Below are 18,024 nucleotides of genomic sequence, written 5' to 3' on the forward strand. Positions count from 1 at the left end.
CCGCTTCACCAAATATACCAACATGCCAAACATTGTTGGATTAAGAGAAACTATTACCACCAAGTTAGTGGCGGAAAATAGTTATTGTTTTTAGATTTTAGTTAAGTTAATTGTTTTGAAACCATCTGATTAGTCGGATGGTTTTTTTATTTAAGGTAAATCGTTATTTTAGTGGCTCAAAATTTACACTTATGAAACTACTTGGAATAGGCTCAAGAATCAACCACGCTGAATATGGTAAAGGCGTTGTAACCAATGTATCGTCTAAAGAATATTGGGTAACTTTTATAGAAAACGGATTAGAAACTATCGCCATCGACAGCGAATTTGAAGTGATAGAACATGCCGAAAACGAAGTAGACACCGTTAGTTTTTACGACGTAGAACAAAGTTTATTATCCATCTTAAAAAAATGGAACGGCTTAGGCGAACCAGTAGCCATTGGCGACAAATGGAAAGGCGGCAATATGAAACTTACTCCGGGACAAGCAGGATTAGCCGCTAAAGATGTGCCGATTGATGTATTTTTTCACAAAATCGTAATGCTTCGAGACCGTTTGCGTGTAATGGAACAAAAAATCAACGCCAGTAATTTGGAAGAAATTGAAAAAGTAGAATTGCAACAATACATCACCAGAATTTATGGCAGTTTAACGACTTTCAATGTGCTTTTTAAATCACAAACGGATTATTTTGTAGGCGAAAAAACCAAATAAAATTTAACCTAATTTTAAAGGGATTGCTCTGGTTAATTACGTACTTTTATAATTCTAAAAAGGAATTACTTATGAAAAAAATAGTCTTAGGGATTTTAGCGATTGGAATGATAATATTCGGTTGTAAAAGTTCGTCTTCAAATGAAAAAAGCAAATCGGTAAGCCTAACTTTTCAATCTAAAAGCGGAAGTAACGTTAAAGGAACTGCTAGCTTTATAGAAAAAGACGGACAAGTAACTTTCACTGCTAACTTCACCGGATTAAAACCGGGAGAACATGCCGTTCACATCCATGAAAAATCAGACTGTTCTTCAGCTGATGCTACTTCCACCGGAGGCCATTGGAACCCAACCTTTAAAAAACACGGTCGCTGGACTGACTATGAACACCACAAAGGTGATATGGATAATTTTTATGCCAACGCAGATGGAAATGCTACTGTATTGTTTAAAACAAGTGAGTGGTGTGTAGGCTGCGGAGATGAAACCAGAGACATTCTTGGTAAAGCTGTAATCGTTCATGAAAAAGCTGATGATTATGTAACACAACCTACCGGAAATGCGGGTGCAAGATTGGCTTGTTCGGCTATTATAAAATAATGGTTTTTGGAAGAGAAAGAACATTTATACTTCAAAAATGCTCAGGAATGGCGAACATGGTTGCATGACAATCATCATACGTCAAGAGGAGTTTATCTCATTTTTTACAAAGTAACCAGCAAAGCCGAAAGCATGCGTTGGGAGGAAGCCGTTCAGGTTGCGATTTGCTATGGCTGGATAGATTCTACCGTAAAAAGATTAGATGACGAACGCCGACGCCAAATGTTTACGCCACGAAAAGACAAAAGTGTTTGGAGCAAACTTAACAAAACCTATATCGAAAAACTTATCTCCCAAAATTTAATGCACGAAAGTGGCTTACGCAAAATTGAAATTGCCAAACAAAACGGCTCTTGGGCATCTTTAGACCATGTCGAAAACGGAATAATGCCCGATGACTTAATTATGGCTTTTAATCAAAACAAAACCGCATTAGAAAACTACTACAAGTTCAGTCCTTCTTATCGAAAAAGTTATTTGTATTGGTTGAATCAAGCCAAAAGAGCAGAAACCCGAAAAGCCCGAATCGCTGAAATCATTTCGCTTTGCGAGCAAAATATCAAAGCACGAGGTACATTTTAAATTTGGTAACAAAATCATTACTTATCACAAACAAAAATGATTTAGTTTTGTGCCATAATAAATTACAAAAATGATTAACCCTTCAATTCACGGTTGGATTGACAAGTTTTTTGCAGAGCAAAATCTGTCTGAACATTCGTTTCCACAAAGCGAGACGGATTTCTATAATCGAACCAGAGCTACTGGATTTATTTTTGGACACGTAGTAGGTTTTGATGCTTCATTTTCGATAGAATCCAAAGACAGATTGCCTCAAGAATTATCAAAAATTGGGATGCTCAACACGCTTTATCAAATGTACCGTTTGGTTAAGCAAAAAAATGATGCTGAGGACTTCATTGCTGAAGTCGTTTCCTTCTACAACAGTATGATTCCAAAGGGTTTCAACCCTTTAAAAAAGATGTTGGAGTCGAGTTCGGCATCGAGTAAATTGGAGAAAATCATTCATGACAGAGTGCAAACCAATGAGGATATGTTCAGCAAAAATTTCTCCCATGTCATTACCAATGCGCTGCTGTTTATTGATGTTTTAGCCTTCAAACAACACCTCGAAAAAGGTAACTTTCCTGAGAAATACACCAATAAAATTGAAGATATTGTTATCAGTATTATTTCGCTTTCGCTAAAAGCTAAAACCGGTATTTCTCAACATGATGATTTGTTGTTAAAGCTGTTTGAATCATCTGTTCGTTACAATAAATTTGCCACAACAACTTCAACATCAATTGAGAATTTAGATTTAAGTTACTTGAGCAATGACCTTGAAAAATATTATGTTATAGATTTAGCAGGCATCAGTTTGTGGAGTGATGAAAAAGTAGAAAATGAGGAACGCTATTTTATGTTCAAACTCGGAGAAACCATCGATATTGCTGATGATTTTATTTTAAAAAGCATCGATTTTATTAATGACTTTATTCTAAAATACAAAAAGGAAATTCCGTATTTCAACTTCTCCAATCCGGTGAAACATTTTTATGACCAAACTACGGAAAGCGTGGTGGTTTTAATCAACAGAAACAAATCGCGTTTGCAAAAAGAGATTTCGCAGAGTAAAGAACTGATGCATCTTTTAGCCAAATCGACCCACAAAGATTTAGACAAAGAAGAAAAGAAGAAAATCAAAAAACAAATCCTCGACATTTGCAAAACAATTCCGTCACTGACGATATTCTTGTTGCCCGGAGGTGGTTTGCTCCTACCGATATTGATTAAGTTTATTCCGCAAATGATGCCTTCAGCTTTCAACGAAAATATTGAGGATTAAAAAAAAAAGCAACCAAATAATTGATTGCTTTTTTTATGTATTAAATAATTTAAAGGATTAGTTGGTAAACTTCAAGCGGTAAACATCATCTAAATCATCATTGGAAGTCATATTCACACCTAAATCGGTCACGTATCCTGAGTTTAATCCGTAAGCCCAACCGTGAAGCGATAATTCCTGGCCAATTTTCCAGGCATTTTGCACTATCGAGGTTTTCGCCAAGTCGAATACTTGCTCTTGGGCATTTATTTCCACAAACTTGTTGAAACGCTCTTCTTCGTTTTGAAAAGAGTTTAAATACTGCTCATGCAAACGATAAACATCTTTAATATGTCTGATCCAATTGTCAATCAACCCAATGGATTGGTTTCCCATAGCGGCTTTTACTCCACCACAACCATAATGCCCACAAACAATAACGTGTTTTACTTTCAATACATTGACTGCATAATCCAATACACTCAACATGTTCATATCGCTGTGAATAACCATATTGGCTATATTTCGGTGTACAAATACTTCTCCGGGTTTGGCACCGATAATTTCATTCGCAGGAACTCTACTATCAGAACAGCCAATCCACAACAGCGGTGGTTGTTGCCCTTTAGATAAATCTTTAAAATAATCTTTATCAATGGCTAATTGTGATTCAACCCATTTCTTATTGTTGTCAAGTATTTTTTTATAAAAATCGCTCATATAATAAATTTAGTCAAATATAGTAAATAAAAACTTGAACAACGGTTGATTGAGGGTTTAACCAAAAGAGATTAATGTCTCAATTCTGCTACTGAAAAATCCGGATTTGACTCATCCTTGATGTATTGACTGTCTTCATAAAAAGTAACTTCACCAGTTTCAATATTGTGCATAGCACCGACGATTCCAATTTCACCCTTTTCAATCATTTGTTCCAAAATAAAACTGCGTTCAATAATATTTTTAACATTGCGCTTTACATTGATTTCAGCTACATTCTCCACAAATACGGAGTTAGAAGCATTTCGATTATCCACTGTTTCCTTTTCCTGATAAACAGCCGGTTGTATCTTAGAAAGTAATTCTGTTAAGTTACCCATTTCAACATGGTCGCAAGCACCTTTTACAGCGCCGCATTTCGAGTGTCCTAATACTACAATCAGTTTAGAACCGGCCACTTTACAAGCAAACTCCATACTGCCTAAGATGTCGGTATTTACAATATTTCCGGCAATACGTACCGAAAAAACATCGCCTAAACCTTGGTCAAAAATAAGTTCGGCCGAAGTTCGGCTGTCGATACAACTAAGGATTGTAGCAAAAGGCCATTGCCCGTCGCGGGTGTCATTTACTTGTTCCAATAGATTGCGATGTGCTTGCAGATTACCAACAAAACGGTTATTTCCGTTTTTTAAAATCTCGAGAGCTTTTCTTGGGGTAATTGATGCTTGTAATTCTTTATTTAAAGTTTTCATTGTGTTTATATTTTATCTTCTACTTTAATCATTTTTCGCTTCATAGCGTCATACTTTTGTTCTACAGTAACTGTATTTTTAAAACTTTCACTGTTTTCCAATTGATAGGCTTTTTTGAAACCTTTTAATTTTACTTTGATATTTTCATCAATAGCACGAGTAGCCTTAAATTCTCTAATCAAATCTAAAATATCATGGGCAATGTATACTGTATCAGTAGCATTGATAATCACTTTTGAATTTTCCGGTAAATCATTTAAGGTTGATTTGATAGCTGCTTTATTCAAAAAAGAAACTTCTTGGGCCAAATCTATGTGAATTACATCTCCATCATGATATTCCTCTTTGCTGAATTTGAATGCTCGCTTTGAATTCCCTATCAATACAAATATAATATTGACAATCATTCCCAAAGCAACACCCTTTAGCAAATCTGTGAATACTACAGCCACAAAAGTCAAAATAAAAGGGATAAACTGGTAAACTCTATCTTTTTTCCAGAAATGTTTAACTGTTTTGGGATTGGCTAATTTGTAACCTACCAATAACAAAACTGCCGCCAAGGTTGCCAATGGAATTTTGTTCAATAAAACAGGAATAGTCAAGACACTTATCAATAAAAGAAATCCATGAATAATAGCAGACATTTTTGATTTTGCACCTGCCGCGTTGTTGGCTGAAGTTCGAACAACAACAGAAGTCATAGGTAATCCGCCTAATAAAGAGCTTACCATATTCCCGATTCCCTGTGCTTTTAACTCAACATTCGTATTGGTGTAACGTTTTTGAGCATCCATACGGTCGGCTGCTTCAATACACAATAGCGTTTCAATGGAAGCTACTACTGCAATGGTTGCCCCAATGCCCCAAACTTTAAAATTGGTTAGGGCTGAAAAATCCGGAAGTACAAAAATACTTTGAAACTCTTCAAGACTGGTAGGTACCGGTAATGCCACCAAGTGTTCCCCTGAAATAGCCAAAGAACTTCCTGTTTGGATAAATATTTCGTTCAAGATAATCCCAACAATTACTGCTACCAATGCTGCGGGAACTAACTTTATTTTTTTAAGAAATTCTACTTTATTCCATCCAATCAAAATGGCTAAGGAAATTAATGTTATAACTAATGAGCCTAATTGTATGTGGTCAATCACCGAAAATAGTTCAGAAAAGGTATTCTGACCATCCGCTTGTACAAAAGATTCATCACCTTCAAAATCCTTATCATAGCCAAAGGCATGAGGAATTTGTTTTAAGAAAATGATAACCCCAATACCGGCTAACATTCCTTCAATAACGTTATTGGGGAAGAAGTTGGAAATGGTTCCCGCTTTTAAAAAACCTAAAGCCAATTGAATTAAACCCGCAATAAAAACAGCGGTCAGGAAAATATTGAATGCTCCCAAATCGGTAATGGCGGTTAAAACTATAGCGGTCAAACCGGCAGCCGGTCCCGAGACACTCAAATGAGATGTACTCATATAACCTACTACAATTCCGCCTACAACGCCGGAAATAATACCAGAAAACAAGGGCGCGCCTGAAGCCAATGCAATACCTAAACACAAAGGCAAGGCCACTAAGAAAACGACTAAACCTGATGCGAAATCAGATTTAAGATTTGCAAAAAGATTGATTTTTTTTGTCATACCAATAAATTAATTTAATACATAAAAAGCTTCGCTCATGCGAAACCATAACGGATGTATTAAATCAATTCGGGCGGTGGAGAGAAAATTTCTTCAGCAACATTATCATGTCTTGATAAGTTCTCTGAAATGATTTTTGAGTCAGGATTTAACTTTGATGCTGTAAAAGGATAATCAAAACATTGCTTTATCCCCTTAACTTCTTTTAAATCTTTATGAATTTCTTCTTCAGCAGAACTATAAAACATAGAAACATCTGTACTCTTCTTTATCAAAGTAACCACAGTGGGTGTTGAAAGAAAAGAAACAAATAGAACTAGTATTAATCTTGCTATGTATTTCATGGCGCTAAAGTAAGTATACGAATACTTGAAATGACTTTTTTAATTAAAATTTAACACGAAATAATATAACCTTTTCCATTATAAAGACAAATTTACACAAGGTGTAAAATTCACATCAAATTTACACTATTACCCGAAATATTAACAGCTTATTACTATAAATTAAATTGATAGTTTTTATCTTTGCATCATATTTTACTATACTCATGACAATCACACAATTAAAATATGTTTTAGCAGTTGCCGAATACAAAAATTTCACCCTTGCAGCCGAAAAATGCTTTGTTACGCAACCAACACTGAGCATGCAAATCCAAAAGATTGAAGAAGAATTGGCTGTTCAAATTTTTGACCGTACCAAAAAACCCATTCAACTTACTGAAATAGGGCAAAAAATTGTCAATCAATCCAAAAATATAGTTAATGAAGCCGACAGAATTCAGGATATTGTTGACCAACAAAAGGGATTTATAGGTGGAGAATTTCGTTTGGCGATTATCCCAACGGTAATGCCAACTTTACTACCCATGTTTTTAAACAATTTCATCAAAAAATACCCCAAAGTAAAACTCATAATTGAAGAGTTAAACACGGCCGAAATTATTACCAAATTGAAAAATGGTCATTTAGATGCTGCTATTGCCGTAACACCTTTGGAAGACGAAAAGATTAAGGAGATTGTTTTGTATTATGAACCATTTGTGGCATACATCCCGGAAAATCATCTGACATTTCACAAAAAAGAAATTGAAGTCAGTGATTTGAATGTCAATGAAATCTTGTTATTACAAGACGGACATTGCTTTAGAGACGGTATTTTAAACTTGTGTAAAAATTTAAATAACGAAGAAAAAAGCCATTTCCAAATTGAAAGCGGAAGCTTTGAAACTCTGATAAAATTGGCCGATGAAGGTTTAGGAACAACCCTACTACCTTATTTACATACTCTAGACTTACCGGCAAAAGATGCTTTAAAATTGAAACACTTCACAGAGCCAAAACCGGCACGCGAAGTAAGTCTGATTTTCCCGAAAAACGAATTAAAAATTCATATCATTGATGCGTTGAGGAGCACAATTGCCGGCGTAATCAAAGGGGCCATTACTTTTCAGAATGTGCAAATCATTAGTCCGCTACAAAAAAAATAAGGAGCTGTTGCACCAACTCCTTATTTCATTCTGTTTTAACTAACTACAGATAAACAGTCTTTTAATTCCGGGTGCTCTTTGGTAAAGAATTGAAGCCATCTTTTTAATTGTTCTATCTCATAAGGCAGCAAATTTTTAACGGCTTTCTTTAATTCCTTAGCAAAAAGAATTGGGTCAAAACTTACTCTCTCGAGTACAGATTTAGTGTAATCGTAGATCATTCTAGGCATAATGTTAAGATTTGGGGTTATCTTATTGTAAGAACGTTTGGTAAAAGTAAAATAAAAAATGTTAAACCGCAATAAAAAATATTGAAAATCATCGTTTAAATGCCTTAATAATCGATGAAATACATTTTTAACTATTTTAAATATGTTTTATCTTACTATAAAAGATGGAAGCAATAAAAAAAGGAATCGTTTAAATTCCTTTAGTTTTATTAATTAATATTTAAGATACATTGTCTAAGTTCCGGTTTTTCTTCGGTAAATTTTAGCAACCAATTTGTTAACTCTTCAAGTTCGTATGGTAATAAGAACTTATAAGCTTTAGAAAGCTCTTTGCAAAAAAGGTCAACATCAAAACTTACTCTTTTTAACACAGACTTAGTGTGGTCTAACATGGTTTTAGACATAGAGAGCAATAAATTTTAGGTTTGGAAATTAGGTAAGAACGAATAATTGTTTCATCAAATTTATTGAAAAAAATATACCGTCGATAAAAATCATAGTTAAAAATAACTTGACAAAAAGTTAATTTTTCACAAGTCCTTTGGTAGCGCGCAACATCTCTCTTTTACCCGGAGCACCAGGTAACTTTTCTACAGAAAATCCTGCTGATAACATAGCATTTTTTATTGAAGTGCGACAAGCGTAAGTAACCAAGACGCCATTCGCTTTTAATGCCTTATACATGGCTACAAATATAGCTTCCGACCACAACTCCGGTTGCACTCTGAAACCAAATGCATCATAGTAAATCAGGTCAAAAGCATTATCATCATTGATGTCTTGGAAAAATTGTTGGCGCTTGGTTAGGGCAAAATGCTCCGAAATAGCATTCTTTTCCTCCCAATCTGTTTGGTGCAAAAGTTCAAAAATCTGAGCTTGTTCATTGTCAATTTGCTTGGCATAATTCATTTGCAAAGCTTCATCCAAAGCCACAGGATAGGCTTCTACTCCAACGTAATTTATCGTTTGATTGACACTTTTTTGGGCTTCTAAAAAAGTGATGAAAGCATTCAATCCGGTGCCGAAACCAATCTCTAAAACAGCAATGGGTTTTCCTTCGAAAAGAGAAAACCCATTCTTTATAAATACGTGATATGCTTCTTGAATGGCGCCATGTTTTGAATGATAACTTTCATTCCAATCAGGCAAATGAATGGTCGTTGAACCATCTTGGGTTTGAATAATTTCGCGTTTCAAAATTACTCTTTGATGTACAATTTTTTAATCCTCGGAATTGGTCCGCCACATTTTTGCTGATGACATTGAATACAAGCATCAACGCCTGTATTGAAATGTTGTTTGGCGTTCTTTGGATCTTTATAAATCATTTCCTGCGCTTTGATAAACTTTACGGCTTGCTCTTTAAAAAAAGCATCATTCTCTGATTCATCGGTCATCACAGCTTCATGAATCCGTAAAAAATGTTGTGGAAATTGACCAATGGTATCCCCTTTTTGGATGCGTTCTTTTAAGCGTTTGTTGTCAACATACATTTGTTCCATCAAAGCGGCCATTTCCGACATTTGGTACATTTCCAATTTTTTTTCGGTCTTTGGATCGCATTTTTCTACGGTAGCTTTCTCTTCTTTATTTTGACAAGAAATAACAGATAAGGCTAAAAAAAGAAGCACCAGAATTACAACAATAACTTTCTTCATCGAAACTTATTTTTTGATGTAAACACCATCTGCCATAAAAGAATAAGTCACTTCAGGTTTGGTGATTTTAGCAATTTCAGCAGCCGATTTTCCGCCGTCTTTGGCATAATGCTTTAACTCATCTACAGAAACCACATCAACAAAAGCTTTACCGCTTACAATGGCTGTGCTGTTATCAGCATTCAAAGGAACAAAAAATGCATAGTCTGTAAATTTCACAAATGAACTATCATCTCCGGCCAATTCCATTTTCATCCAACAACCTTTCTTTTTACAAACCGATTTGATGTTAGATTGAAATTGTACTGTAATGGTATCGCCTTTTTTGAGGTTTTTATATTTTTTCAGCATTTGGTCTTTGGTCAAAATTTTGGTCACTTTGAATTTTTCACCAAACAAAGCATAATTTTTAGCGTCAAACGCGGTTGCTTTTGTTTTTGATTGTGCCATGACATTACTGCCTATAAATAATACAATAGCAATAAGAAGTAAATTTATTTTTTTCATGTTTTACGGTTTTAGAATTACAAAAGTAAACAGATTAACAATTTCACATAATATTATGGCAATTAATTTCTCGTTTTAATGAAATATTAAGACAAAAAATACGGTGTCAGAGAGAATTTGGAAAAAAGCATCCAATATTTTTTTAAGGTGTTAAATGCATATATTTTTTTATTAGTTTTACAAAAAACTAACAATACAACTTATAATTCCGAGAAAAACTACACAATCATTTGATTTTCAATATTTTAAAATGTTTTTCTTCGTAAAACCTATCACTAAATGATGTTAAAAACACCTTCCGAAATCGATATAGTTAGAGCTTCTGCCTCTAAAATTCATGAAGTCGATTTTGAAAACCTTGCTTTCGGAAACACATTCACTGACCATATGTTAATTTGTGATTTTAAAGAAGGAAAATGGAATAAACCCGTTATCAAACCATACGAACCGTTCTTAATTGATCCTTCAGCCAAAGTATTTCACTATGGTCAAGCCATTTTTGAAGGCATGAAAGCTTATAAAGATGAAAACGATGCTGTTTGGTTGTTCAGACCGGATGAAAATTTAATCCGTTTTAATAAATCAGCCAAGAGAATGGCGATGCCTGAAGTACCGGAAGACATCTTTATCGGTGGTTTAAAAGCCATAGTCGATATAGAAAAAGACTGGGTAAAAAAAGGTTTAGGCAATACTTTATACATCAGACCGTTTATGATTGCGATTGGATCGGGCGTTATTGCTCAGCCATCAACACAATACCGTTTCATGATTATCCTATCGCCTGCTCGCTCCTATTATTCGGGTGAAGTGAAAGTGATTATCGCGGAACATTTCAGTCGTGCAGCTAATGGCGGAATCGGAGCAGCAAAAGCAGCTGGGAATTATTCGGCTCAATTTTATCCACAGAAATTAGCCCAAGAAAAAGGTTTCCAACAAATCATTTGGACGGATGATGCCACGCATACCAAATTGGAAGAAGCCGGAACTATGAACGTGTTTTTCAGAATCAACGATACTTTATACACAGCGCCAACCAGCGAAAGAATTCTGGATGGTGTAACACGTAAAAGCTTAATCGACTTGGCAAAACGCGAAGGGATAAAAGTAGAAGTGCGTTCGGTAATGGTAGAAGAATTAGTAAATGCCGCTAAAGACGGAAGCCTAAAAGAAATCTTCGGCGCCGGAACAGCTGCCGTAGTAAATCCAATTGTAGGTTTTCAATACAAAGATGTTTATTATGAGTTGCCAAAATTAGAAAACTCATTCGCTTTAGAATTAAAAGACAAATTGACCAAAATTCAATACAAACTAGCTGAGGATACTTTTGGTTGGACTGTTAAAGTGTAGTGTTCAGTATTCAGTTTATAATATAACTCCGAGTAAACTCGGAGTTTTTTTATCTTACTTCTGTCCTAAAAAAAGAATCCGAAAAAAGACGCTATTTTTGTAGAGGTGAACCACATGAAATAGAAAATAAAATTTCAATCGCTAAATACAACTAATATAAATTTAATGAGATATTACATTTATTTATTGACTCTTTTATGCGGAATAAATGCATTAGGTCAAAACACATTCAAAACTACAGTAAAAGACAGTCTAACCAACCAAAAGCTGATTGGTATCAATGTGGTAATCAAAGGAACACAACTCACTACAAGTTCCAACGAAAACGGAGAAATCGAAATTTCAAATATTCCCAATGGAAGACAAATCCTTGTCTTTTCGCACATCGGCTTTATCACTTTAGAAAAAACCATTGATTTTCCGCAAACAACAACAATTCCAGCCATTTTGATGCAAGCCGACGAAAGTGAAGCATTAGACGAAGTCATAGTGCAAGGAACTCGAAACAACAGAACCATTTCTAAAATCCCAACGCGTGTTGAAGTACTGACCGAAGAAATCGACGAAGCGGCAACTATGGACCCGAGTAAAGTAGCGCATTTATTGACGCACAGCACCGGAATTCAAGTCCAGCAAACCTCGGCAACAAGCAATACAGCCAACGTCAGAATTCAAGGACTTGACGGACGTTATACCCAAATGCTAAAAGATGGTTTTCCTTTGTATGGAGGATTTTCAGGCAGTTTAAGTATAATGCAGATTCCACCTTTAGATTTGCGTCAAATTGAATACATAAAAGGTTCTGCTTCTACCCTTTACGGCGGTGGCGCTATTTCGGGATTGATTAATTTGATTTCCAAAGAACCTACCAGCGAGGAAACTATTTTGCATTTAAATGGTTCTCACATTGGCGCCTTTGATGTCAATATGTTTACCAGTAAAAGGTATGAAAAAATCGGTTTCACGCTTTTGGCACAACGCAATGCCCACAAAGCATTTGATGCCGATGATGACGGATTCACAGATTTACCCGAATTGGAAAAATTCAATTTCAACCCGAAAATCGTTTTCTATTTGAGCGATAAAACCAATTTGAGTGTCGGCGGAACTTTCACTACAGAAAAAAGAAAAGGCGGTGATACCAAACTTTTGAACGAGGAAACCGCAACAAGTAGTCATTTTTACAAAGAACAAAATGAAGTTAGCCGCATCACGACACAAACCAAGTTTGAACACCAACTGGCAGAAAATAAAACCATTGCACTAAGAAACTCCTTTAATATTTTTGACCGAAGTTTGTTCATTACACCAACTTTTGAAGCCGGAGAATACAAATTTGCCGGAAAACAAATCTCTTCCTTTTCAGAGCTTTCTTATCTGTACAAAAAAGACAAAAATTCATTAATCACCGGTTTGAATTTTTACACCGATGATTTCAAAGAAACGCCGCTGGAAAATGCCAACTTGAGAAATGAAAACTATGAAACTTTGGGTGCGTTTGCCAATTACACCTTTGATATTGGCGAAAAAGTATCTTTGGAAACCGGTTTAAGAACCGATTATGTTTTTGATGACCAACTTTTTGTATTGCCTAGAGTATCGGCACTTTTTAAATGGACTGAAAAATTGACCACCCGAATTGGCGGTGGTATGGGTTACCGAAATGCCAGCATTTTTAACCAAGAAGCCGAATTATTAGGCTACCAAAATGTTTTAGCTATAAATAAAGACAACACCAAAGCTGAGCAATCGTATGGTGGGAATGCCGATATTGGTTACAAATTAAATTTTGGCAACAGAATGTTTATCAGCTTTAACCAGATGTTTTTTTACACTTATTTAGATAAGCCATTGGTTTTGCAAAGCAACGGCAGCAATTTTGAATTCCAAAATGCTGAAGGTTATACCAAAAGTGTAGGAACCGAAACCTTTTTTAAATTTGGTTTCAGCGATTTTGTATTGTTTTTAGGTTATACTTATACTGATGCCACAAATCATTTTAACGGCTCAACCGCCAATGTAACTTTAACGCCTAAACACAGTTTGAAAGGCGATTTGCTTTATGCCCTACCCGGAAAATGGAGAATTGGTGTAGACTACGAATTGAAAAGCAGCCAAACGTTAAGCAATGGAAACCAAACCCAATCGTTTTGGACGTATGGTGCCGTAGTAGAACATTACTGGAAAAACTTTACGTTTTTTGGAAATGTAGAAAACATCTTTGACTACCGACAAACCAAACAAGAAAGCCTAATCTCAGGCCCAAACAACACGCCACAGTTTACTGAAGTTTGGGCGCCATTAGATGGTTTTGTGTTTAACTTTGGAATAAAAATTAAGCTGTAAAAGACTTTAAAATATTATTTATAAAAAGAACTCTGAGGAAACTCGGCGTTCTTTTTTATAAACTGCAACTGACCACTAATTACTGACTACTTATCTAAGTATTTCGTCAAAACTTGGCTTAAAATAATTCGGGCCTTTCATGACTTTTCCGTCTTCGCGATAAATCGGTTTGCCGTCTTCATCTAGTTTACTCATATTACTACGTTGGATTTCGTCAAAGACTTCTTCGATTTTGTGTTGCAAGCCGTGTTCGAGTATCGTTCCACACAAAATATACAGCATATCGCCAAGCGCATCGGCTATTTCGGTTAGATCATTATTCTGAACCGCTTCAAGATATTCTTCGTTTTCTTCTTTCATCAAATTGAAGCGCAACATATTTTTTTGTTCGCCCAAATGGCCTTTCATTTCATAACTAACACCCAATCCGAATGCGGTGTGAAACTCTTTTACTGCGTTGATTTGTTTTTGCATTTTTAACTAAATTAAATGATACTGCAAGTTATAACTTTACAATACATTTGAGTATTTTTGTTGAAAATTTAGAATAAATGTTCACAACTGGTCAATGGATTTTCGCCGCTTTGTTTTTTGTCGCTTTCGTAATTGCTGCTTATTTTGCTTATGGCAAAGACAAAGCCTTACACAATAAGGAATACAAAGGAAGTTATAAAGTTCTGATTGCTTTTATATTTTTTATTGTGATGTTATTTGTGATAAAATTGTTCATGAAGCACTAAGCTATTTCCCCTTAAAAAGATTAACACTCACTGTCGCCAAATCGGAATCCGGGAAACGGGTGAAGACTTTGTTATCCGAAAACAAACCGGCTTCTGCGGCAATTTTGTGTAAAACATCAATCTCTACAATATATTGATCGGAAAATCCATGTGTCGCATCATAAGCGGTGGCTGCAGTTCTGCCAATGTTAGCGGCGGTCAATTCGGGTGCAACAGTATGCAATTCAATGATTAGTAAACCAAACTTATTCACAAAGGGCGACCATTTTAATAAGTGTTCCAATAAATTATCTTCCACATCATTGTTGGAAATTCTTTTGCCACGATGCGCAAATGCTCCGGTTGATGTGCTTACTCGGTTGAGCGTTTTGGACTTTGGTGCTTCCCAAATGCGGTTATGGTCAAGAAAAGTTCTCACGTTGAGCAATTCTTTTAAGTCGATGTTGTAGTCTTGTTTTAAAGTATCGGCTAATAATTGTGGTCTGCCGATATCACCCCAAATCACTTTCGCCCAAATATCGGCTTTGATTAAATTGGCACGAGTGACTTTAAGTGCCGCTTCATTATAATCAACCCCAACCAAAAACAACGGATGTTCATCGAGCATTTTGCCCCGCTTGGTTTGGCGCTCGATGACGTCAAAAATATGTTCCAAAAACGCACCGTTGCCACAACCCATATCCAGAATTCCTTTCGGCTGTTCTGCAATCGGTCGGTTGAATAATTCGATGATGATTTCATCTACAATTTTGAAATATTCCGCATGTGCGCCTCCGCTTCCCCATACATTCATTTCTCTATCCACATGCAATTCGGCTTCGTGTTCGCTAACATTTCGAAGAATCGAAGCATTGTCAAAAAGCAGCTCGTCCATTTTACGAAGCGTTGGAATATAAGAAACCGTCACGCCATAAGCCGCAGCTCTTTTGGCATAAAACAAACCGGTTTCGGTAAATTGATAGTGATCGCCTTTTTTGGCAAACCAATTTAAATGAGTCAGAAAATCTAAGATTTCTTTAAAACATTCCGGTTTTTTGTGAAACTCTTCCGGGCGGAATGAAGTTTCCATAAAGTATTTATGAAACATACCGGTCATGCCCAGCATAACAATCGTTGGCCCAACCAAATTTCCTTCGATATGATACAAAACTTGCTCTTGAATCGAGCGTACTTTTTCGTCTTCCGAAAATTTTAAACCAAAGTTGGTCTTGTATTTATGGAACAACTCATTGAGCATTTCAAAAGGTTCAACTTCAAATTTACGCGGGTGAAAATGCTCAGTGAATTGCAGTAAATTAAAAGCACCTTCATAAAGGGGTACCAAAGAAAATGCTGTGGCACTTTTATCATTTATACTGAAAGTGAATTGATTATTATGATTGACTGACTTTTGGTTTAACCAACCTTGAGAAGCCAAAACGCGAAGCGCTACATTGAGATAACCTTCATTGGCTTTGAATTTTTCGGTCAACTCCGAAAGCGAAACGGTTTGCTTTTGCAGGATAAATTCCAAAACACCTTTTTTATGTAGGGAAAAAGCAACCGGAACTGTTGTTATTCCGTCTAAATGTCTGAATAAAATACCCCGAAGTTCGCTCTTGGTTTTCATAAATTGCGTTTTGATTACTAACAAATATACTCAATTGGTAAACATCAAAAGTTAAATGTTTTATCTTAACTTTGTGTTACCTAAAAATCGACCGATGAGAATTCTAAAATATATATTCCTACTGATATTATTAGCTTTTATAGGCGTTACCGTTTATGTAGCTACTCAAAAAGGCGATTTTGAAGTCTCTAAAAGTACCGTAATTCACAGTCCGAAAGGCATTGTTTTTGATTATGTAAATGACTATAAAAACTGGGAATCCTTTGGTTCTTGGATGACTAAAAACCATGGCATTAGCTTTAATTATCCTGCCAAAACCATGGGCTCAGGCGCTAATTTTTCTTGGCAAAAAGACGGTGACGAAGGATTTATCAAAACTTATTACGCCAAAGAAAATGATAGTTTGGTTCAAAAAGGAAACCTAAATGGAACAACTGCTACATTCCATTGGAAATTCAAAGACACTATTGGCGGTACCAAAATTACTATTCACTGCAAAGGAAAGATGGATTTGTTGACCAAAATCAATACGTTTTTTAATGGTGGTATGTCCGGAATGCTAACAGATGCTTTTGAAAAAAGTTTTCGAAATCTTGACAAAACCTTAGACTATGAAATGAAGACCTATTCGATTAAGGTCAATGGGATTAGCCAACGTAATTCGGGCTTTTGTTTGAAACAAACCGTTTCCTGTAAGATTAAAAACTTGTCCAAAAACATCAAAATTATTTTGCCACGCATGGTTTATTTCTTTAAGAAGAACCAATTGACCATGGCCGGAAAACCTTTTGTACAATACGAACGCTATGATGTTGCTAATAATTTTGTAACATTTTCAGTTTGTATTCCAACAACCAAACAAATATTTGTGGCTTCGGGCAGCGATGTGACTTCGGGAGAGATTGTACCGTTTACTTGTTTGAAAACGACTTTGACCGGAGATTATTCACACACACAAGAAGCTTGGACTAAAGCCAGAAAACACATAGCTGATAATGGTTTCAAAGAAAACTTAGCCGGAAAATATACTGAGGTTTATATCAAAACCATAGATGACATCAAACGACCTTCAAAATGGGTAACCGAAATTCATATTCCGGTTTTTCCTAAAGCTCCGGTTGCGGTTCCTACATTTATTTTGCCAACAGCTCCGGCAACTGAACCTGCGGAAACTAATGCTACTCCAACAGAAACCCCTTAATTTTTTTAGTTTGGATTAAACCTTTTCGATTATCTTTATTCCAACAGTTAAATTGTCGCTTTGCAAGAAGAAAAGGATTTTATTCGGGAATTATTAGATCCGAAAACGCAGAATGTGGCGTTTCAAAAACTCTTGCGGGATTACCAAAGACCTTTGTATAGTCATATTCGCAACATTGTGCTCAACCATGATGATGCGGATGATGTATTGCAAAATACTTTTGTGAAAGTCTTCCAACACCTGAAAAATTTTAAAGGCGACAGCAAATTGTTCTCTTGGATATACCGAATTGCGACCAACGAAGCGATTACTTTCATTAGCCAAAAAGCCAAGCGCAACGGTACAACCAGTGAAGCCATGCAAACTAAAATAGTTGAGAATTTAAGAGCCGAGGATTATTTTGATGGCAATGAAATTCAAATCAAACTGCAAAAAGCCATTGTTTTGCTACCCGAAAAGCAACAATTGGTTTTCAAAATGAGATATTACGAAGAAATAAAATACGAAGAACTGTCGGAGATTTTAGGAACATCAGTTGGTGCTTTGAAAGCATCTTACCATCATGCTGTGAAAAAAATTGAAGATTTTATGAATACCAATTAAACCTTATCTCTTTAATTTTGTCAA

The 18,024-nt window shown here is 35.7% G+C and carries 21 protein-coding genes; 10 read left to right on the forward strand and 11 right to left on the reverse strand.

Translation table 11 applies throughout. From position 1 onward, the window contains the following. The first annotated feature begins 191 nt into the window (after positions 1 to 191). From ACK4HO_RS11120 to ACK4HO_RS11135, 4 genes are all read left to right on the forward strand, one after another. Complete coding sequence (locus ACK4HO_RS11120; protein ID WP_409665819.1) at positions 192 to 716, forward strand: hypothetical protein; 525 nt, start codon at positions 192 to 194, stop codon at positions 714 to 716. A 71-nt stretch (positions 717 to 787) separates the two neighbouring features. Beyond that, positions 788 to 1,315: a superoxide dismutase family protein gene (locus tag ACK4HO_RS11125; RefSeq protein ID WP_409665821.1), complete on the forward strand. Its 528-nt coding sequence runs from the start codon at positions 788 to 790 to the stop codon at positions 1,313 to 1,315. 6 nt (positions 1,316 to 1,321) lie between these two features. Next, a complete protein-coding gene (locus ACK4HO_RS11130; protein WP_409665822.1) occupies positions 1,322 to 1,897 on the forward strand; it encodes a YdeI/OmpD-associated family protein in 576 nt (191 codons plus the stop codon). Between the two features lie 70 nt (positions 1,898 to 1,967). Then, a complete protein-coding gene (locus ACK4HO_RS11135) occupies positions 1,968 to 3,164 on the forward strand; it encodes an LETM1-related biofilm-associated protein (protein WP_409665824.1) in 1,197 nt (398 codons plus the stop codon). A 57-nt stretch (positions 3,165 to 3,221) separates the two neighbouring features. Here the strand turns inward: ACK4HO_RS11135 and can are convergent, their stop codons facing one another. The 4 genes from can to ACK4HO_RS11155 all read right to left on the reverse strand — a co-directional run bounded on the left by can (position 3,222) and on the right by ACK4HO_RS11155 (position 6,611). Next, positions 3,222 to 3,863: a carbonate dehydratase gene (gene can / locus ACK4HO_RS11140; protein ID WP_409665826.1), complete on the reverse strand. Its 642-nt coding sequence runs from the start codon at positions 3,861 to 3,863 to the stop codon at positions 3,222 to 3,224. A 71-nt stretch (positions 3,864 to 3,934) separates the two neighbouring features. Then, positions 3,935 to 4,618 (reverse strand): carbonic anhydrase family protein, encoded by a 684-nt coding sequence (locus ACK4HO_RS11145; RefSeq protein WP_409665827.1) that lies wholly within the window; start codon positions 4,616 to 4,618, stop codon positions 3,935 to 3,937. 5 nt (positions 4,619 to 4,623) lie between these two features. Beyond that, positions 4,624 to 6,267, reverse strand: coding sequence for a SulP family inorganic anion transporter (locus tag ACK4HO_RS11150; RefSeq protein ID WP_409665829.1), 1,644 nt, complete (start codon positions 6,265 to 6,267; stop codon positions 4,624 to 4,626). Positions 6,268 to 6,326: 59 nt separating this feature from the next. Continuing rightward, positions 6,327 to 6,611, reverse strand: coding sequence for a hypothetical protein (locus ACK4HO_RS11155; protein WP_409665831.1), 285 nt, complete (start codon positions 6,609 to 6,611; stop codon positions 6,327 to 6,329). Between the two features lie 206 nt (positions 6,612 to 6,817). Here ACK4HO_RS11155 and ACK4HO_RS11160 point away from each other — a divergent pair, with 206 nt between their 5' ends. Continuing rightward, positions 6,818 to 7,759: a LysR substrate-binding domain-containing protein gene (locus ACK4HO_RS11160; protein WP_409665833.1), complete on the forward strand. Its 942-nt coding sequence runs from the start codon at positions 6,818 to 6,820 to the stop codon at positions 7,757 to 7,759. 35 nt (positions 7,760 to 7,794) lie between these two features. On the opposite strand, the gene ACK4HO_RS11165 is transcribed toward ACK4HO_RS11160, so the two are convergent. The 5 genes from ACK4HO_RS11165 to ACK4HO_RS11185 form a co-directional block, all read right to left on the reverse strand. Beyond that, on the reverse strand, positions 7,795 to 7,989 hold the full coding sequence (locus ACK4HO_RS11165) for a hypothetical protein (protein WP_171221641.1): 195 nt from the start codon (positions 7,987 to 7,989) through the stop codon (positions 7,795 to 7,797). A 209-nt stretch (positions 7,990 to 8,198) separates the two neighbouring features. Beyond that, entirely contained in the window at positions 8,199 to 8,393 is a 195-nt protein-coding gene (locus tag ACK4HO_RS11170; protein WP_409665834.1) for a hypothetical protein, read from the reverse strand. A 118-nt stretch (positions 8,394 to 8,511) separates the two neighbouring features. After that, complete coding sequence (gene mnmD, locus ACK4HO_RS11175; protein ID WP_409665836.1) at positions 8,512 to 9,186, reverse strand: tRNA (5-methylaminomethyl-2-thiouridine)(34)-methyltransferase MnmD; 675 nt, start codon at positions 9,184 to 9,186, stop codon at positions 8,512 to 8,514. Positions 9,187 to 9,188: 2 nt separating this feature from the next. Then, positions 9,189 to 9,647, reverse strand: coding sequence for a hypothetical protein (locus ACK4HO_RS11180; RefSeq protein WP_409665838.1), 459 nt, complete (start codon positions 9,645 to 9,647; stop codon positions 9,189 to 9,191). A gap of 6 nt (positions 9,648 to 9,653) precedes the next feature. Next, on the reverse strand, positions 9,654 to 10,154 hold the full coding sequence (locus ACK4HO_RS11185) for a DUF4920 domain-containing protein (protein WP_409665840.1): 501 nt from the start codon (positions 10,152 to 10,154) through the stop codon (positions 9,654 to 9,656). A gap of 279 nt (positions 10,155 to 10,433) precedes the next feature. On the opposite strand from ACK4HO_RS11185, the gene ACK4HO_RS11190 reads away from it, so the two are divergent. Next, positions 10,434 to 11,501 carry a branched-chain amino acid aminotransferase gene (locus ACK4HO_RS11190; RefSeq protein ID WP_409665842.1) on the forward strand — a complete coding sequence of 356 codons (1,068 nt, stop codon included), beginning with the start codon at positions 10,434 to 10,436 and terminating at the stop codon, positions 11,499 to 11,501. Between the two features lie 165 nt (positions 11,502 to 11,666). Then, positions 11,667 to 13,847, forward strand: a complete 2,181-nt coding sequence (locus ACK4HO_RS11195; protein WP_409665843.1) for a TonB-dependent receptor — start codon at positions 11,667 to 11,669, stop codon at positions 13,845 to 13,847. Between the two features lie 90 nt (positions 13,848 to 13,937). Here the strand turns inward: ACK4HO_RS11195 and ACK4HO_RS11200 are convergent, their stop codons facing one another. Then, positions 13,938 to 14,321, reverse strand: a complete 384-nt coding sequence (locus ACK4HO_RS11200; RefSeq protein ID WP_409665845.1) for a MazG nucleotide pyrophosphohydrolase domain-containing protein — start codon at positions 14,319 to 14,321, stop codon at positions 13,938 to 13,940. Between the two features lie 77 nt (positions 14,322 to 14,398). Between ACK4HO_RS11200 and ACK4HO_RS11205 the strand changes: the two genes are divergently transcribed. After that, positions 14,399 to 14,587, forward strand: a complete 189-nt coding sequence (locus ACK4HO_RS11205) for a hypothetical protein (RefSeq protein ID WP_409665847.1) — start codon at positions 14,399 to 14,401, stop codon at positions 14,585 to 14,587. Position 14,588: 1 nt separating this feature from the next. Here ACK4HO_RS11205 and ACK4HO_RS11210 read toward each other — a convergent pair whose 3' ends face one another. Beyond that, the gene (locus ACK4HO_RS11210) at positions 14,589 to 16,196 is read right to left on the reverse strand and encodes a class I SAM-dependent methyltransferase (protein ID WP_409665848.1); all 1,608 of its coding nucleotides are present in this window, start codon (positions 16,194 to 16,196) and stop codon (positions 14,589 to 14,591) included. Between the two features lie 94 nt (positions 16,197 to 16,290). Here ACK4HO_RS11210 and ACK4HO_RS11215 point away from each other — a divergent pair, with 94 nt between their 5' ends. Both ACK4HO_RS11215 and ACK4HO_RS11220 read left to right on the forward strand, forming a co-directional pair. Next, the gene (locus ACK4HO_RS11215; RefSeq protein ID WP_409665850.1) at positions 16,291 to 17,397 is read left to right on the forward strand and encodes a transcriptional regulator; all 1,107 of its coding nucleotides are present in this window, start codon (positions 16,291 to 16,293) and stop codon (positions 17,395 to 17,397) included. Between the two features lie 60 nt (positions 17,398 to 17,457). Further along, complete coding sequence (locus tag ACK4HO_RS11220) at positions 17,458 to 18,000, forward strand: RNA polymerase sigma factor (protein WP_409665852.1); 543 nt, start codon at positions 17,458 to 17,460, stop codon at positions 17,998 to 18,000. The last annotated feature ends 24 nt before the right edge of the window (positions 18,001 to 18,024 follow it).

The organism is Flavobacterium sp. (assembly GCF_046296355.1).
GTDB lineage: Bacteria > Bacteroidota > Bacteroidia > Flavobacteriales > Flavobacteriaceae > Flavobacterium.

What these genes read in the sequence shown, in the direction of transcription:
- ACK4HO_RS11170 (WP_409665834.1), bottom strand. Translation starts at nt 8,393, where the DNA reads ATGTCTAAAACCATGTTAGACCACACTAAGTCTGTGTTAAAAAGAGTA.
- ACK4HO_RS11145 (WP_409665827.1), bottom strand. Translation starts at nt 4,618, where the DNA reads ATGAAAACTTTAAATAAAGAATTACAAGCATCAATTACCCCAAGAAAA.
- ACK4HO_RS11190 (WP_409665842.1), top strand. Translation starts at nt 10,434, where the DNA reads ATGATGTTAAAAACACCTTCCGAAATCGATATAGTTAGAGCTTCTGCC.
- can (WP_409665826.1), bottom strand. Translation starts at nt 3,863, where the DNA reads ATGAGCGATTTTTATAAAAAAATACTTGACAACAATAAGAAATGGGTT.
- ACK4HO_RS11210 (WP_409665848.1), bottom strand. Translation starts at nt 16,196, where the DNA reads ATGAAAACCAAGAGCGAACTTCGGGGTATTTTATTCAGACATTTAGAC.
- ACK4HO_RS11195 (WP_409665843.1), top strand. Translation starts at nt 11,667, where the DNA reads ATGAGATATTACATTTATTTATTGACTCTTTTATGCGGAATAAATGCA.
- ACK4HO_RS11160 (WP_409665833.1), top strand. Translation starts at nt 6,818, where the DNA reads ATGACAATCACACAATTAAAATATGTTTTAGCAGTTGCCGAATACAAA.
- ACK4HO_RS11135 (WP_409665824.1), top strand. Translation starts at nt 1,968, where the DNA reads ATGATTAACCCTTCAATTCACGGTTGGATTGACAAGTTTTTTGCAGAG.
- ACK4HO_RS11215 (WP_409665850.1), top strand. Translation starts at nt 16,291, where the DNA reads ATGAGAATTCTAAAATATATATTCCTACTGATATTATTAGCTTTTATA.
- ACK4HO_RS11165 (WP_171221641.1), bottom strand. Translation starts at nt 7,989, where the DNA reads ATGCCTAGAATGATCTACGATTACACTAAATCTGTACTCGAGAGAGTA.
- ACK4HO_RS11200 (WP_409665845.1), bottom strand. Translation starts at nt 14,321, where the DNA reads ATGCAAAAACAAATCAACGCAGTAAAAGAGTTTCACACCGCATTCGGA.
- ACK4HO_RS11120 (WP_409665819.1), top strand. Translation starts at nt 192, where the DNA reads ATGAAACTACTTGGAATAGGCTCAAGAATCAACCACGCTGAATATGGT.
- ACK4HO_RS11180 (WP_409665838.1), bottom strand. Translation starts at nt 9,647, where the DNA reads ATGAAGAAAGTTATTGTTGTAATTCTGGTGCTTCTTTTTTTAGCCTTA.
- ACK4HO_RS11205 (WP_409665847.1), top strand. Translation starts at nt 14,399, where the DNA reads ATGTTCACAACTGGTCAATGGATTTTCGCCGCTTTGTTTTTTGTCGCT.
- ACK4HO_RS11185 (WP_409665840.1), bottom strand. Translation starts at nt 10,154, where the DNA reads ATGAAAAAAATAAATTTACTTCTTATTGCTATTGTATTATTTATAGGC.
- ACK4HO_RS11155 (WP_409665831.1), bottom strand. Translation starts at nt 6,611, where the DNA reads ATGAAATACATAGCAAGATTAATACTAGTTCTATTTGTTTCTTTTCTT.
- ACK4HO_RS11150 (WP_409665829.1), bottom strand. Translation starts at nt 6,267, where the DNA reads ATGACAAAAAAAATCAATCTTTTTGCAAATCTTAAATCTGATTTCGCA.
- ACK4HO_RS11125 (WP_409665821.1), top strand. Translation starts at nt 788, where the DNA reads ATGAAAAAAATAGTCTTAGGGATTTTAGCGATTGGAATGATAATATTC.